The following is a 14,273-nucleotide window of genomic DNA, read 5'->3' on the forward strand; positions in this document are numbered from 1 at the left end:
CTGAACCGCCACGTCAGGCGCCGCGGCGACCAACAAATCCGCTTTTTAGCCAAACGTCGTCGTCGCCCCCGCTTGTCGGGAATGGCCACGCCGTGGCAGCATGTGCCCCGCTTGTTGCAGCTTCGGAACATGCATGACCACCCAGCGACGTAGCTACGAGACGGGTCACAAGCCAAAATGTTTGGTCATCGTTGACGACACCGCCGAATGGGATCGCGCGGTCTATTATGCGAGCCGCTGGGCGATACGGGCCGCTGGCGGCGTGGTGGTACTCCGCATCGTCGAGGTCGAAGACCAAAATCAGCAATGGTTGGGGGTCGCCGATATCATGCGCGCCGAGGCGATGGAGGACGCCAACGCAGCGCTCGATCGCGCTTCCGGCCGTGCCAACGGCATTGCCGCGATCACGCCCGAGCGGGTGATCCGCGAAGGCGATCCGACCGAACAGGTGATCGACGTGATCGAAAAGGATGTCGATATCGCGATGCTGGTTCTGGCCGCCAATCCCGGCCCCGAGGGCCCGGGACCGCTCATCAGCGCGATGGCCAATGCCGTCGGCACCTTCCCGATCCCCATCGTGATCGTTCCCGGCGACCTCAGCGACGCGGAAATCGACGCGCTTTCGTAAAAATTCAGCCGGTCGAAAGCCCTGACAAGCCTCGATTTTCTCCCTTGACCGTGCCTTTCCCGTCGCCATCTGATAGACAGACCTCACCCGCCGGCCTTTAACCGGCGATGCCGGAGAAAACGATGTTTATTCAGACTGAAGCCACGCCGAATCCCGCTACCCTGAAGTTCATTCCGGGGCGCACCGTGCTCGACAACGGCACCATGGAATTTTCCACCCGCGAAGCAGCCAGCCGCTCGCCTCTCGCTGAAAGGCTGTTCAGCGTGCCGGGGGTGACGAGCGTTTTTTACGGCTCCGACTTCGTCACCGTGACCAAGGACGACAGCGACTGGCAGCACCTCAAGCCGGCGATCCTCGGCGCGATCATGGAACACTATATGTCGGGTGCGTCATTGCTCGCCGACGGCAGCGCCGGCAGCGACGAGGCAACCGATGAGGCGGACGAGTTTTTCAATGAGGCCGATGCCGAGACGGTCGGAATGATCAAGGACCTGATCGAAACGCGGGTGCGGCCGGCGGTCGCCAATGACGGTGGCGACATCACTTTCCGCGGCTTCAAGGACGGCATCGTCTATCTCAACATGAAGGGGTCGTGCGCGGGCTGTCCTTCCTCCACGGCGACCTTGCAGCATGGCATACAGAACCTGTTGCGGCACTTCGTGCCCGAGGTGACCGAAGTACGGCCGATGTGAGGGGGCGAATGGCGAACAGGGAATGGCGAATGAAGGTCTTCTCGCGATTTCTATTCGCTCATCGCTATTCACCATTCGCTAGCCCATGCTGATCCTCGCCATCGACACGGCGCTTGATGCCTGCGCCGCCGGGGTGCTCGACACCGAGGCGGGCGAACTGATCGCGCAGGAATCGCAAGCCATGAAGCGCGGCCACGCCGAAGCGCTGATGCCGCTGATTGGACGGGTGGTCGCAGCGTCGGGAAAGGCTTTCGCAAGCCTCGACCGCATTGCGGTCACGACAGGCCCCGGGAGTTTTACCGGGCTTCGGGTTGGTCTGTCAGCCGCCCGCGGCATTGCGCTCGCCGCCAACATTCCCGTGGTCGGCGTCACGACGCTTGCCGCCTATGCGGCCCCCGTCGTCAGTGAGAACGCCGAATATCCGGTGGTTTCCGCGATCGACGCCCGGCATGATCACGTCTATCTCCAGGTCGTTAGCGGCAATGGCAGTGCGCTGGTCCGGCCGCGCGTTGCGCCCATTGAAGAAGCCCTCGACGCCTGGCGGTTCGGCGCACCCGTTCTGGTGGGCAATGCCGCGGGCCTGCTCGCCGAGCGGTGGCCTTCGCACGCAGTTCCGCCGGTCACGGTCGATACGCAACCGGCCCCGGGCATTTCCTGGGTCGGATGGCTTGGCGCCGCGGTCAGCCCGAACACGGCGCCTGCCCGCCCGTTTTACCTGCGCGCCCCCGATGCCAAGCCGGCCAGGGAGCAGCTCGCCGGCGCTGCACCACCCGCCTCCCCATGAGGTCATGGCTCGCCGGACTGTGGGGCGGCAAACCGGCCGTAGTCGAACCCGCTGGGCCACGCGATGCGGCGGCGCTCGCTGCAATCCATGGCGCCTCCTTTCGTCGCGGCTGGGGCGAAGACGAATTCGAGCGGATGTTGACCGAGCGCAACACACTGGTCCATCGCCTGAGAATGGGCCGGAAGATCATCGGCTTTTCGGTGTCCCGGATCGCGGCCGACGAGGCCGAGATCCTGTCGATTGCGGTGACCGGAACCCACCGTGGCCGCGGGCTCTCCAATGCCCTGCTCTTGACCCATCTTGGCCACCTCGCCGGCCGGGGGATCCGGACGGTGTTTCTTGAAGTGGAAGAAAATAACCAGCCGGCCCGACGGCTCTATCAGCGTGCCGGATTTAGCGTGGTCGGACGCCGCGAGCGCTATTACCAGCAAAGCGGCGGGGAGGCCCTGAATGCGCTCCTGATGCGGCGTGACTTGTCGTGACATTTGCGCGATGGCAGAACGTGTTATGATCAGCGCCAACCACTCAAAATACCCCGGTGACCTCCCGAAATGACCGCGCTCAAATCCAATCCTGCGCTCAGCGCTACCGGCATCGAAGCGCGTTGTGCGGCGACGGGCATGCGCATGACCGAGCAGCGCCGTGTCATTGCGCGGGTGCTGGCGAAAGCCGAGGATCATCCCGACGTCGAGGAACTGTACCGCCGCTGTGTCGCCGTCGACGACAAGATCTCGATCTCGACGGTTTACCGAACGGTCAAACTGTTCGAGGACGCCGGCATTATCGAGCGTCACGATTTTCGCGAGGGCCGCGCCCGCTACGAGCAGATGCGCGACAGCCACCACGACCATCTCATCAACCTGCGCGACGGCAAGGTGATCGAATTCACCTCCGAGGAGATCGAGAAATTGCAGGCCGAAATCGCCCGCAAGCTCGGCTACAAGCTGGTCGATCACCGGCTCGAGCTCTACTGCGTCCCGCTGGACGACGAAAAATCCTGAAACGGCGATAGCGACGCCGTTCCAATCAACATTTCGGATTGCATGAAACCGCCCCGCAAACTCCATATCAAGTCGTATGGTTGTCAGATGAACGTCTACGATGCGCAGCGCATGGTGGACACGCTGGCGCGCGAGGGTTTCGTCGAGACCGCCAATGTCGATGACGCGGATCTCGTCATCCTCAACACCTGTCACATCCGCGAGAAGGCTTCCGAGAAAGTCTACTCCGAACTCGGTCGGCTCCGCGTCGCAAAAGACGAAGCCGCGCGCAACGGCCGCCGCATGAATATCGCCGTCGCCGGCTGCGTAGCGCAAGCCGAAGGCAATGAGATCATCAACCGCGCGCCGGTTGTCGATGTCGTAGTCGGACCGCAGAGCTATCACCATCTGCCGGAGTTGCTCGCTCGCGCTGAGAAGAACGGCCACGCGCTCGAGACCGAGTTTCCCGCCGAAGACAAATTCGCTTTTCTGCCACCGCCGAAGCCGGCCGTCATTCGCGCACGCGGCATATCGTCTTTCGTCACCATCCAGGAAGGCTGCGACAAGTTCTGCACCTTCTGCGTGGTGCCCTATACGCGCGGCGCCGAAGTCTCGCGGCCGGTGGCGAAAATCATCGACGACGTGAAGCGGCTCGCCGATCACGGCGTGCGCGAAATCACCCTGATCGGCCAGAACGTCAACGCCTATCACGGCGAGGGACCGGACGGCGGGGCATGGCCGCTCGGCAGGCTGCTGCATCGGCTGGCGAAGATTCCCGGCATCGTCCGCCTTCGCTACTCGACAAGCCATCCCCGCGATATCGACGAGACGTTGATCGAGGCGCATCGCGACATTCCGGCGGTCATGCCGTTCGTGCACTTGCCGGTGCAATCGGGCTCGGATCGGGTACTGGCGGCCATGAATCGCAAACATACCGCCGGAGATTACCGGCGCGCCATCGACCGGTTTCGCGCCGTTCGCCAAGACATTGCATTTTCATCGGATTTTATCGTTGGCTTCCCCGGCGAGACCGAAGAAGATTTTCGGGCCACCCTCGCTCTGGTCACACAAATCGGATACGCTGGCGCCTATTCGTTCAAGTATTCGCCGCGGCCCGGCACGCCGGCGGCGGAAATGCAGGAGATGGTGTCAGCGGAAGAGATGGACCAGCGATTGGCGCGGCTACAGGAATTGATCGACAGCCAGCAATCGGCCTTCAACAAGGCTTCGATTGGGACCACCGTCGACGTGTTGTTCGAGCGCTCGGCCCGCAACCCCGGCCAGATCGTCGGCCGTACCGCCTATCTTCAGCCGGCGCATGTGATGGCTCCGGAAACCATCATCGGACAGGTCCTGCCGGTGAGAATCGAAAGCCTCGAGCGCTACAGCCTGCTCGGCGAGCTTGCGGCGCCTGTGCCAACGCTGGCTACCGCGCCCGGCACCCAGCCCATCGTCAATTCATCTGAACCGCGAATGGGAGCCTGAGCCCTTGCCAAAAAGCGCATCGGATTCGCCTTCGCTCGTTCCCAACCGCAGCCGCGACATGCAAGTTCCGCCCGAGACTCAATTCGTCATCGACTTCGATGACAATCGCGCCGCTTCGGCGCTGGTCGGGCCTTACGGACAAAACCTCGCACTGATCGAGCGGCGGCTGGGCGTCGTCGTGGATTCGCGCGGCAACCACATCACCGTCGCCGGTTCGCGCGATGGCTGCGATGCTGCGCGGCGCGTGCTGGAAACGCTTTATGGCCAGGCGATCAAGGGGCAAGATATCGCGCAAGGCGACGTCGAAGGCGCGATCCGCGCCGTGATCGCCCAAGGCTCGCTGTTCGAGTTCGATCCGAAGGCCGCCAAATCGTCGTTCGAGACGATCAACCTGCGCAAACGTCCGGTGCGGGCGCGTACGGCCGCGCAGGATTCGTATATCCGCGCGCTCAAGCGCCACGAACTGGTGTTCGGCATTGGCCCGGCGGGCACCGGCAAGACCTGGCTCGCGGTCGCTTATGCCGCGCAGCTGTTCGAACGCAAGGAAGTCGATCGCATCATCCTGTCGCGTCCTGCGGTCGAAGCCGGCGAACGATTGGGCTTCCTGCCCGGCGATCTGCGCGAGAAGGTCGATCCGTACTTGCGGCCGATTTACGACGCGCTCTACGACCTGATGGATTCGCGCATCGTCGAGCGCGCGCTGCAGACCGGTGAAATCGAAATCGCGCCGCTCGCTTTCATGCGCGGCCGCACGCTGACCAACGCCGTCATCATTCTCGACGAGGCGCAGAACACGACCTCCATGCAGATGAAGATGTTCCTGACGCGGCTCGGAGAAAACAGCCGCATGATCGTCACCGGCGATCCGTCCCAGGTCGACCTGCCGAACGGTCAGACCTCCGGGCTTGCCGAGGCCGGCAGGCTGCTCGACGGGGTCACGGGCATCGCCCAGGTCCATTTCACCGCCGAAGATGTGATCCGCCACGAACTGGTGGCACGGATCGTGGCGGCCTATGAAGGAAAGCCGCAACGGCCGGCGGCCGGCAAGACGTGACGAACGCGCGGCTTAAAACTACCGTCACATACAGAATTCCGAACTGATGACACCGTCTGCGCTTCCGACCACCGAGATTCTTGTCGTCGCCGACTGCTGGCACGCCGAACCTGAAGCCGAGGCCACGATCGATCGCGCGATTGCGGCCGCGGCCGAGTTCGTCACGGCCGACATCGGCGACAGCGAGCTCGCAATCATGCTGACCGACGACGCCGGCATCCGGACGCTGAACCGCAACTGGCGCGGGATCGACAAGCCGACCAACGTGCTGTCGTTTCCGGCCTTGCAGCCGCGCGGCCCGCGCGAGGTGGACGACGCGCCGCGCATGCTCGGCGATATCGCGATTGCCTATGAGACGACCCGCAAGGAGGCTGATGAGGAGCAGAAGCCGTTCGAGCATCATCTCAGCCATCTTGCGGTTCACGGTTTCCTGCACCTGATCGGCCACGATCACGAAAAGGACCAGGAAGCCGAGACCATGGAATCGCTGGAGCGGCAGATCCTGTCGCAGCTCGGCATTCCCGATCCCTATGCGGAACGGGCGGATTGAGACATGCCGGACTCCGATCCGATCCACGATAACCCGCGCAACACGCGCAACCTGCCCGCCGTGGTGCAGGAGGGCGAGGTCATGCGCCCCACCGCGGAGAACTGGCTGACACGCGCGATCCGCACGCTGTTCGGCTGGAAGCCGGGATCGGTCCGCGACGATCTGCAAGTCGTGCTCGATACCTCGACGCCCGACGAGGTCGGCTTCTCCGCTATCGAGCGCACCATGCTGCGCAACATCCTTTCCCTGCATGAACGGCGGATCGCGGACGTCATGATCCATCGCGCCGACATCGTTGCGGTCAAGCGCGACATTCCGCTCGGCGACTTGATGAGCCTGTTCGAAAGCGCCGCCCATTCGCGGCTTGTGGTTTACAACGAAACCCTCGACGACCCCGAAGGCATCGTCCACATCCGCGATCTTCTCGCGTTCATGACGGCGCGGGCGGCAAAGCCCAAGAGCAAGGCCAAGACCAAGAAGCCGCTTCCCGCCGGTCTCGATCTGCGCGCGGTCGACCTGGCGTTGCCGCTGTCGGAGGCGAACATCATCCGCAAATTGCTGTTCGTGCCGCCGTCGATGCGGGCGATCGACTTGCTTGCGCAGATGCAGGCCTCGCGTATCCATCTGGCGCTCGTCGTCGACGAATATGGCGGGACCGACGGACTGGTCTCGATCGAGGACATTGTCGAGCAGATCGTCGGCGAGATCGACGACGAACACGACAGCGATGAACCGCCCGCGATCGTACGGCAGGCGGACAATTCCTTCATTGCGGACGCCCGCGCCAGCCTCGACGATGTTCGCTCCGTGATCGGCGAAGATTTCGTGACCGGAGAGGCCGGCGAAGAAGTCGAAACGCTCGGCGGCTTTCTGGTCACCCACGTCGGCCGCCTGCCGGTACGCGGCGAAGTCATTTCCGGACCCGGCAATTTCGAAATCGAGGTGCTCGATGCGGATCCGCGGCGCGTGAAGCGCCTGCGCATCGCCACGCGCAAGGAACGCACACCGGTGCGAACCCAGCGCGAAAGCCGCCGCCGCGAGACTACATCCGACGGCGTGCAGCCAAACGACCCGACCAATCCGCCCGGCGATGGAGCTGCCTCTTCGTGACGATTTCAAGCAGACTTCGCGCGGTTGGTCTCTCGATCATCCTGGCATGGGGATGGAAGCGCGCCGCGATCGCGCTCGCCGCGGGCGCGCTTTCCTCGCTCGCGATGGCGCCGTTCAACGCCTGGCCCATTCTGTTTCTGACATTCCCGGTCGCGGTCTGGCAGATCGACGGCGCGGGCGCCGGACGGTGGCGCGGCGTGCCGGCCGCCGCCATGACCGGCTGGTGGTTCGGCCTCGGCTATTTCGTGCCCGGACTTTACTGGATCGGTTACGCCTTTCTGGTCGATGCCTCGACCTTCGCCTGGTTGCTACCTTTCGCCATCCTGGGGCTGCCGGCCTATCTCGCGCTGTTCACGGCGTTGGGCTTTGCGCTGGCGCGGTTGTTCTGGACGCGGGATGCTTCGCGTGTGATCGCGCTCGCCGCCAGCCTCACGATGAGCGAATGGCTGCGCGGCCACGCGCTCACAGGCTTTCCCTGGAATACGCTCGGCTACGCGCTGACCGAGCCGTTGGCGCTGGCGCAGACGGCGTCGTTGATCGGCCTGTGGGGCCTGACATTTCTGGCGGTTGCCATTTTCGCAAGTCCCGCGGTCCTGATCGACGGCACGTCCCGCGGACGAAAGCCGTGGATGGCGCCGGCACTGGCGCTCGTCGTGCTGCTCGCCATGACCATTTTCGGCGCGGTACGTCTCGCCCGGCAGCCGACGGTCATGCTCAATACCAAACTGCGGATCATGCAGCCGAACCTCGAGCAGGATGCGAGGTTCAATTACTCCGCCAAGGCGGAGGTGATGAAGAAATATCTGACGTTGTCTGATCGCGCGTCGGGTCCGCAATCGACCGGCGTGCGCGACGTCAATATCCTGATCTGGCCGGAATCGGCGTTTCCGTTTTTCCTGACCCGTGAAGCCGACGCGATGGCGCAGATCGCCGATCTGTTGCCCAAGGGAACGGTTTTGATCACCGGCTCGGTCCGCGCGCCCGACGTGCCGCCGGGCACGCGGATCAGGCGCGCTTATAATTCGATCTATGTCATCGACCATGATGGCAACGTGCTGTCGGTCTACGACAAGCTGCATCTGGTGCCGTTTGGCGAATTTCTTCCCTTCCAGGACTGGATGGAAAAAATCGGCCTTGAACAACTGACCAAGGTTCGGGGCGGATTCATTCCGGGCACGCACCGGCGCAGCATGGAAGTGCCGAATGCGCCGCGGATGCTACCTCTGATATGCTATGAGGCTGTATTTCCCGGTGATGTTGTCCAGCGCAACGATCGGCCGGGCTGGATCGTCAACCTCACCAATGACGGCTGGTTTGGAATTTCCACCGGTCCCTATCAACATCTGCAGCAGGCGCGGCTGCGCGCTGTCGAGCAAGGACTGCCGCTGGTTCGGGCTGCGAATACAGGCATCTCCGCGGTGATCGACCCGTTAGGGCGCGTGGTCGCGCGACTGGGACTTGGGCTGGAAGGCGTGCTGGATTCAAATTTGCCCGCCGCGATCCCACCGACGCCTTATGCGCGCGCGGGCGATCTTCCAGCGATGATCATCCTTGCGGCCGCATGGCTGTTCGTGATCCGGCGTCGCACCGCAAAATAAGGCAGCAGCGTCATTTCGTCCGAGACATCGACCCGCGCAGGGTTTGACGGGATCGGGGCGTGAGGCATAATCCGGTCCTTGCCGTACCGTGGTTATGAGGAGCGTTGGCGATGTCGACCAAAGCGCCCAACCCTGTTGACAAATATGTTGGCAGCCGGGTGCGCATGCGGCGCATCATGCTCGGCATGAGCCAGGAAAAACTCGGCGAAGCCCTCGGCCTTACCTTCCAGCAGGTGCAGAAATACGAGAAGGGTACCAATCGCGTCGGTGCCAGCCGCATCCAGCAGATATCCGAAATCCTTCAGATCCCGGTATCGTTCTTGTTCGAGGGCGGCCCGAGCGGCACGGCGAACGCGGCGGGCATGACCGAAGGCCCGTCTCCATCCTACGTCTCCGATTTTCTGGCGACGTCGGAGGGCCTGGCGCTGACGCGCGCCTTCACGCGCATCGGCGACGCCAAGCTCCGGCGTAGCATTGTCGAACTGGTCGAGCAGATCGCCGCCCACGAGACTGCGGACAAGCGCTGAAGCGCAGCCGGCCGCCTTGCACTTTAATTCGGCAAGTCCGCGATCGAGTTGGACCATTGCTCCACAGAGCATTGATGCTATTGAACCGGATCCCACCGCGCCAACGCGCAAATGGTTTAAAGAAAAAGACAGCAACATGCCGACGGTGTCCGATCACCCCTTCGATACCAATGTGATCCTTGATGGCATCCGCCGCTGGGTCGAGATCGAGACGCCGACCGACGCGCCCGATCAGGTCAACAAACTTGCGACTTTGGTGGCCGACGGCTATCGCGGTTTGCCCGCAAACATCGAGCGCGTCCCCGGACATTCCGGATGTGGCGACCACATCGTGGCGCGATCGTCGTGGGGCCAGGAGAATCCCGGAATTCTCGTGTTGAGCCATCTCGATACAGTGCACCCGATTGGGTTCATCGAACGGCTGCCGTTTCATGTCGAAAGCGATAGCGCCTTCGGTCCGGGCATTTACGACATGAAGGGCGGCGCCTATCTGGCGTTTCATGCGTTCCGCGAACTCTGCGCCGGCGGCGGACATTCGCCGCTCGGCATAACCCATCTTTACGTCTCCGATGAAGAGATCGGCAGCCCCACCTCGCGCGCGCTGATCGAGGCCGAAGGACGCAAGGCAAAATATGTTCTGGTGACGGAGCCGGCGCGCGATGGCGGCAAGATCGTCACCAGCCGCAAGGGCGTTGCGCGTTTCGAAGTGTTTATCAAAGGCGTCCCGTCGCACGCCGGCACCCGGCCTGCCGATGGCCGCAGCGCGATCCGCGAACTCGCCAACATCATTCAAACGCTCGAGGCGATGAACGATCTTGCGCGGGGCGTGACGGTGAACGTGGGCGTCGTCAGAGGCGGCACCAAGCCGAACGTCATTCCCGAGGACGCCTATGCCGAAGTCGATATGCGCGTCCCGACCCTTGCCGACGCCGACGAACTGGTGCCCAGAATATTAGGCCTGACGTCGCGGACCGATGGGGTCAGCGTCAAGGTCACGGGTGAATTGAATCGCCCGCCCTATGAGAAAAGCAAGACGGGCGCCACGCTGTTCGAGCACGCCAGGAGTCTCGCCGCCCAGATCGGCTTTGAACTCATCGACAGCTATACCGGCGGCGGTTCCGACGGCAATTTCACCGCGCCCTTTACCGCAACCCTCGATGGCCTCGGTGTCGATGGCGAGGGCGCGCATACCCACTACGAGCAAATGTATATCTCATCGATCGAGCCGCGCACGCGGCTGCTGCATCGGCTCTATCAGACGCTGCGATGATCGAACGAAACGGCGATTATGAAAACCGCAAAGCGCGCTCGGTCGAGGCGGCCACTCAGGGGCGGCGCGCCTTTTTCGGCCGCCGCAAGGGCCACAAGCTGCGGGCGCATCAGGCCGATCTGATTGCTCAGTTGCTGCCGCGGCTTGCACTCGAGATCGCTGGGCCGCCAGCGAAGGATCTAACAAAACTGTTCGACGTGCCCGTCGATAATATCCGTCTCGAAATCGGCTTCGGCGGCGGCGAACACCTGATCGCGGAAGCGCGAGCTTTTCCGAATACCGGCTTCATCGGTTGCGAGCCCTATGTCAACGGAATGGCGAAAATCCTCGCGCTGATCGAGGCGGCTGAAATCCACAACATCCGGCTGTTCGCGGGCGATGCCTCCGAATTGCTGGCCTTCCTGCCGGCGCAGTCACTAACGCGGATCGATCTCATCCACCCCGATCCGTGGCCGAAACGGCGGCACTGGAAACGGCGCTTCGTGCAGGATGCGACCATTGCCGCGATGGCGCGCACCCTGAAGCTGGACGGCGAGTTTCGCTTTGTCAGCGATATCAGCGACTACTGCGCCTGGACGCTCGCCCGTTTCATGCGCGCGCCCGACTTTCGCTGGACCGCGGAGCGCGCGTCGGATTGGCGCGAGCCCTGGCCCGGCTACACGATGACGCGGTATGGCCGCAAGGCCGAACGCGAAGGCCGCAACGCCGCGTATCTGATTTTCAAGAAGATCAGCGAGAGCGGATCAGCGCGAGCGCGAGATCGCTAAAGGTGGAAAAGCCGCCAAAGCCGGAAGTCACGCCGTTTCGCGCGTCCGCCAGAAGCTCACCACGCGCTCCGCGGTCGATGGCATCAGCCGCGTGAAGTTCGATCGCACATTCTCGATGTCGGTCGCGCCCGGCATTCGCGCCGGCCCGAGCCGCAACAGAACCAGCGCGCGCACGGTCGACCATTCCAGCCCGATCGCTTTCGCAATGATCAGGACCGGATCATGGCGATCGCCCGCCATCAGCCGGTCGACTACCGAGATGGGAACGCCTGACATCGCCGACAGCGCCGCAACGGCTTCGGTGTATCGGTAGGCCTTTGCAAAACCGAGCAACGCGGACTCGTCGAGATCGCCGGCCCGGTACAGGTTAAGGATCGTGCGTTGCGCCGGCGCAAAATCCCGCTGCTTGTCGGGCGGCTGCCGCCTGGCGGAAATCTCGCTCATGGCTCGCGCAACCGCGGCCTGCCTCGTGGGGTCCGCCATGTCGAACAGCCGGCGCCGCACGACATCGACCGATCCCGTCAACAGCTCCTTTAGCAGCCGATCGGGCAGATCGTTGCGCTGCCCGACGGTGACCGTCAGAACGCCGTCTCGGGCGGCGCGTTTGACCAGCGCCGAATAGCCCACTGTCGAAAACATCGCGCCCTTGTTGGCGGCCGCGCGCCTGATCACGTCACGCTCGCCCCTGCGCACCATGACATCGGTCAGATCGGGGGAGAGTTTCGGCCGCTCGGTCATCGCGAGCAGATGATCCTGACCTTTTGCCCGCGCTATTTCGACAAGCGCCTGATCTTCCAGCACAGGCGAGCGGCGCAGGATGGGACCCGCAACGGAGATATCGTCTTCCCGCGCGAGCCGCCCGATCAACGTCGGCGGTGCGTTGGCGATAGCGGACATGCGCTCCGCAAGATCGGCGCGGGCCGCTATTTCCGTTTGCGGGACGATCCCGGTCAGTAGATGATCGAACAGCTCGACATGTGCGGGCTTGAAATTCGCCGCGCCCTGCACGAACAGCTCCGCGATGCCACGCGTGACTTCCGCGAGGCGCTTGGGATCGCCGCGCTTGACGATCTCGTCAAGACTGGTGCCCACTTTCCGAAGTTCGTGTTTCACCTCAGCACCCGCCGTTCACGAACTTCGGAAAGTCAGGCACTAGCAACCCGATAAATCTAGTGCCGCCTTTCCATTTGAAGTTTCTGAATGGAGTTTGCCGCTTGTAGTGCAGGAACTTCAAATGGGCCGCACTTGGGATCAACGAGATGGCGGCTGTCATCGAACTCACTTACCTGCCAGGCGCGGCTGCCCGGCCATTTAATGTTCTGATGGTGAAGGAAGGGTTAGGCCAGGCACGGTTCGGCGCCCTTGCAAAATTAGCCGCATCCAGCATGGCGGGTCTTGCCGGATCGGCGGAAAACCGCTATATCCCGCCCAACTTACGGTTCTCATATACGATCGCGTATTGAGAGTGGGCCCCTCCGGGACCCGCTCTTTTTTATTACCTGAACGGCCCTGGCGAGATGCGATCGCACGGACCGGCCAGGATAGACCGGTCGGACGGACAGCTTGACCCGCCGGCCGCCTGGAACAGCGCAAGCAAGACCGCCCAAAAGGCCTCTTTTGACCCTGGATATGACCGATCCGACGCCTGGTTCCGTTGAAACCGACCTGCTCGCCGAGCCGCGCCTCGTCGTCGAGCCGGGCGCAGCCGCCCGCGTGTCCGCGGCCGCAGCCCCGGTCTTGCAGGGCATGGGCTACCGGCTGGTTCGGATCAAGATTTCGGGCGAAGCCGGCTGCACCGTGCAGATCATGGCGGAACGGCCCGACGGTTCGATGCAGATTGAGGATTGCGAGGCGATCTCACGTGCGCTCTCGCCGGTACTCGATATCGCCGACCCGATCGATCGCGCCTACCGGCTGGAGATTTCTTCGCCCGGGATCGACCGTCCGCTGGTGCGCCGCTCGGACTTCGAGCGTTTTACCGGTCACCTCGTCAAAATCGAGATGGCGGTTCCCCATCAGGGTCGCAAACGGTTCCGTGGAACGCTTGCAGGCGTCGAAGGCGATGCGGTGCGTGTCACCCGCGACGACGTCAAGGCGGACGAAGATCGAAACGCGCTGCTCGTGATGGAGGACATCGCGGAGGCACGGCTCGTGCTGACCGACGAATTGATCGCGGAGTCGATGCGGCGCGGCAAGGCTGCCGAGCGCGAATTAAAGCGCAGCCTCGGTCTCGAACCGCCGCCCGCGCCCCACGCCACCAGCTCCAAAACGAAGCCGTCAAAGAAGCCGGCGCCAAAGAACACCAAACAGCATCGCCTCGCCGCCAAACAGACGCGTCGAGGTGACATCGATCCTGATAGAGGAGACTAAGCCATGGCCGTCAGCGCCAATAAGCTCGAATTGCTGCAAATCGCGGACGCGGTTGCGCGGGAGAAATCGATCGACCGCAGCATCGTCATCTCGGCGATGGAAGATGCGATCGCCAAGGCCGCACGCGCCCGTTACGGCAGCGAAACCGACGTTCACGCCGAGATCGACGCCAAGAAGGGCGAACTGCGGCTGTCCCGCCACATGCTGGTGGTCGAGCAGGTCGAAAATTCGTCGAACCAGATTTCGCTGGAGGATGCCCGCCGCGCCAACCCGGGCGCGCAGATCGGCGACACCATCGCCGACACGCTTCCGCCGCTGGAATACGGCCGCATCGCGGCGCAATCGGCCAAGCAGGTAATCGTGCAGAAGGTGCGCGAGGCCGAACGCGACCGGCAGTATCAGGAATTCAAGGACCGCATCGGCGATATCGTCAACGGCATCGTCAAGCGCGTCGAATA

General features: G+C 63.0%; 17 protein-coding genes. 16 read left to right on the top strand and 1 reads right to left on the bottom strand.

Annotated features, from left to right (window positions below; genetic code table 11):
• The first annotated feature begins 133 nt into the window (after positions 1–133).
• The 13 genes from WB528_RS05395 to WB528_RS05455 all read left to right on the top strand — a co-directional run bounded on the left by WB528_RS05395 (position 134) and on the right by WB528_RS05455 (position 11,445).
• Positions 134–628, top strand: a complete 495-nt coding sequence (locus WB528_RS05395; protein ID WP_423887394.1) for a universal stress protein — start codon at positions 134–136, stop codon at positions 626–628.
• Positions 629–750: 122 nt separating this feature from the next.
• The gene (locus WB528_RS05400; RefSeq protein ID WP_423887395.1) at positions 751–1,320 is read left to right on the top strand and encodes a NifU family protein; all 570 of its coding nucleotides are present in this window, start codon (positions 751–753) and stop codon (positions 1,318–1,320) included.
• Positions 1,321–1,405: 85 nt separating this feature from the next.
• Positions 1,406–2,104: a tRNA (adenosine(37)-N6)-threonylcarbamoyltransferase complex dimerization subunit type 1 TsaB gene (gene tsaB / locus WB528_RS05405; protein ID WP_423887397.1), complete on the top strand. Its 699-nt coding sequence runs from the start codon at positions 1,406–1,408 to the stop codon at positions 2,102–2,104.
• Positions 2,101–2,586 (top strand): ribosomal protein S18-alanine N-acetyltransferase, encoded by a 486-nt coding sequence (gene rimI / locus WB528_RS05410; RefSeq protein WP_423887398.1) that lies wholly within the window; start codon positions 2,101–2,103, stop codon positions 2,584–2,586. The genes tsaB and rimI overlap by 4 nt, the downstream gene beginning before the upstream one ends.
• A 69-nt stretch (positions 2,587–2,655) precedes the next feature.
• The gene (locus tag WB528_RS05415) at positions 2,656–3,105 is read left to right on the top strand and encodes a Fur family transcriptional regulator (protein ID WP_423887399.1); all 450 of its coding nucleotides are present in this window, start codon (positions 2,656–2,658) and stop codon (positions 3,103–3,105) included.
• 42 nt (positions 3,106–3,147) lie between these two features.
• Entirely contained in the window at positions 3,148–4,569 is a 1,422-nt protein-coding gene (gene miaB / locus WB528_RS05420) for a tRNA (N6-isopentenyl adenosine(37)-C2)-methylthiotransferase MiaB (RefSeq protein ID WP_423887400.1), read from the top strand.
• Between the two features lie 4 nt (positions 4,570–4,573).
• On the top strand, positions 4,574–5,623 hold the full coding sequence (locus tag WB528_RS05425; RefSeq protein WP_423887401.1) for a PhoH family protein: 1,050 nt from the start codon (positions 4,574–4,576) through the stop codon (positions 5,621–5,623).
• 46 nt (positions 5,624–5,669) lie between these two features.
• Positions 5,670–6,173, top strand: a complete 504-nt coding sequence (ybeY, locus tag WB528_RS05430; protein ID WP_423887402.1) for an rRNA maturation RNase YbeY — start codon at positions 5,670–5,672, stop codon at positions 6,171–6,173.
• A 3-nt stretch (positions 6,174–6,176) separates the two neighbouring features.
• Entirely contained in the window at positions 6,177–7,283 is a 1,107-nt protein-coding gene (locus WB528_RS05435) for a hemolysin family protein (protein WP_423887403.1), read from the top strand.
• Entirely contained in the window at positions 7,280–8,881 is a 1,602-nt protein-coding gene (lnt, locus tag WB528_RS05440; RefSeq protein WP_423887404.1) for an apolipoprotein N-acyltransferase, read from the top strand. Before WB528_RS05435 ends, lnt begins: the two co-directional genes overlap by 4 nt.
• Before the next feature lie 110 nt (positions 8,882–8,991).
• On the top strand, positions 8,992–9,408 hold the full coding sequence (locus WB528_RS05445) for a helix-turn-helix domain-containing protein (RefSeq protein ID WP_423887405.1): 417 nt from the start codon (positions 8,992–8,994) through the stop codon (positions 9,406–9,408).
• A gap of 136 nt (positions 9,409–9,544) precedes the next feature.
• Positions 9,545–10,678, top strand: coding sequence for a M20 family metallopeptidase (locus WB528_RS05450; RefSeq protein WP_423887406.1), 1,134 nt, complete (start codon positions 9,545–9,547; stop codon positions 10,676–10,678).
• On the top strand, positions 10,675–11,445 hold the full coding sequence (locus WB528_RS05455) for a tRNA (guanine(46)-N(7))-methyltransferase TrmB (protein ID WP_423887407.1): 771 nt from the start codon (positions 10,675–10,677) through the stop codon (positions 11,443–11,445). The genes WB528_RS05450 and WB528_RS05455 overlap by 4 nt, the downstream gene beginning before the upstream one ends.
• Positions 11,446–11,472: 27 nt before the next feature.
• Here WB528_RS05455 and WB528_RS05460 read toward each other — a convergent pair whose 3' ends face one another.
• Positions 11,473–12,558 carry a DUF2336 domain-containing protein gene (locus WB528_RS05460; RefSeq protein ID WP_423887408.1) on the bottom strand — a complete coding sequence of 362 codons (1,086 nt, stop codon included), beginning with the start codon at positions 12,556–12,558 and terminating at the stop codon, positions 11,473–11,475.
• A 146-nt stretch (positions 12,559–12,704) separates the two neighbouring features.
• On the opposite strand from WB528_RS05460, the gene WB528_RS05465 reads away from it, so the two are divergent.
• The 3 genes from WB528_RS05465 to WB528_RS05475 form a co-directional block, all read left to right on the top strand.
• The gene (locus WB528_RS05465) at positions 12,705–12,908 is read left to right on the top strand and encodes a hypothetical protein (protein ID WP_423887409.1); all 204 of its coding nucleotides are present in this window, start codon (positions 12,705–12,707) and stop codon (positions 12,906–12,908) included.
• Positions 12,909–13,074: 166 nt separating this feature from the next.
• Positions 13,075–13,815: a ribosome maturation factor RimP gene (gene rimP / locus WB528_RS05470; RefSeq protein WP_423887410.1), complete on the top strand. Its 741-nt coding sequence runs from the start codon at positions 13,075–13,077 to the stop codon at positions 13,813–13,815.
• 3 nt (positions 13,816–13,818) lie between these two features.
• Positions 13,819–14,273: NusA N-terminal domain-containing protein (locus tag WB528_RS05475; protein WP_423887411.1), on the top strand; the 455-nt coding region annotated here is incomplete at its 3' end.

The sequence above is a fragment of the Bradyrhizobium sp. genome (assembly GCF_049586575.1).
Taxonomy (GTDB): domain Bacteria; phylum Pseudomonadota; class Alphaproteobacteria; order Rhizobiales; family Xanthobacteraceae; genus Bradyrhizobium.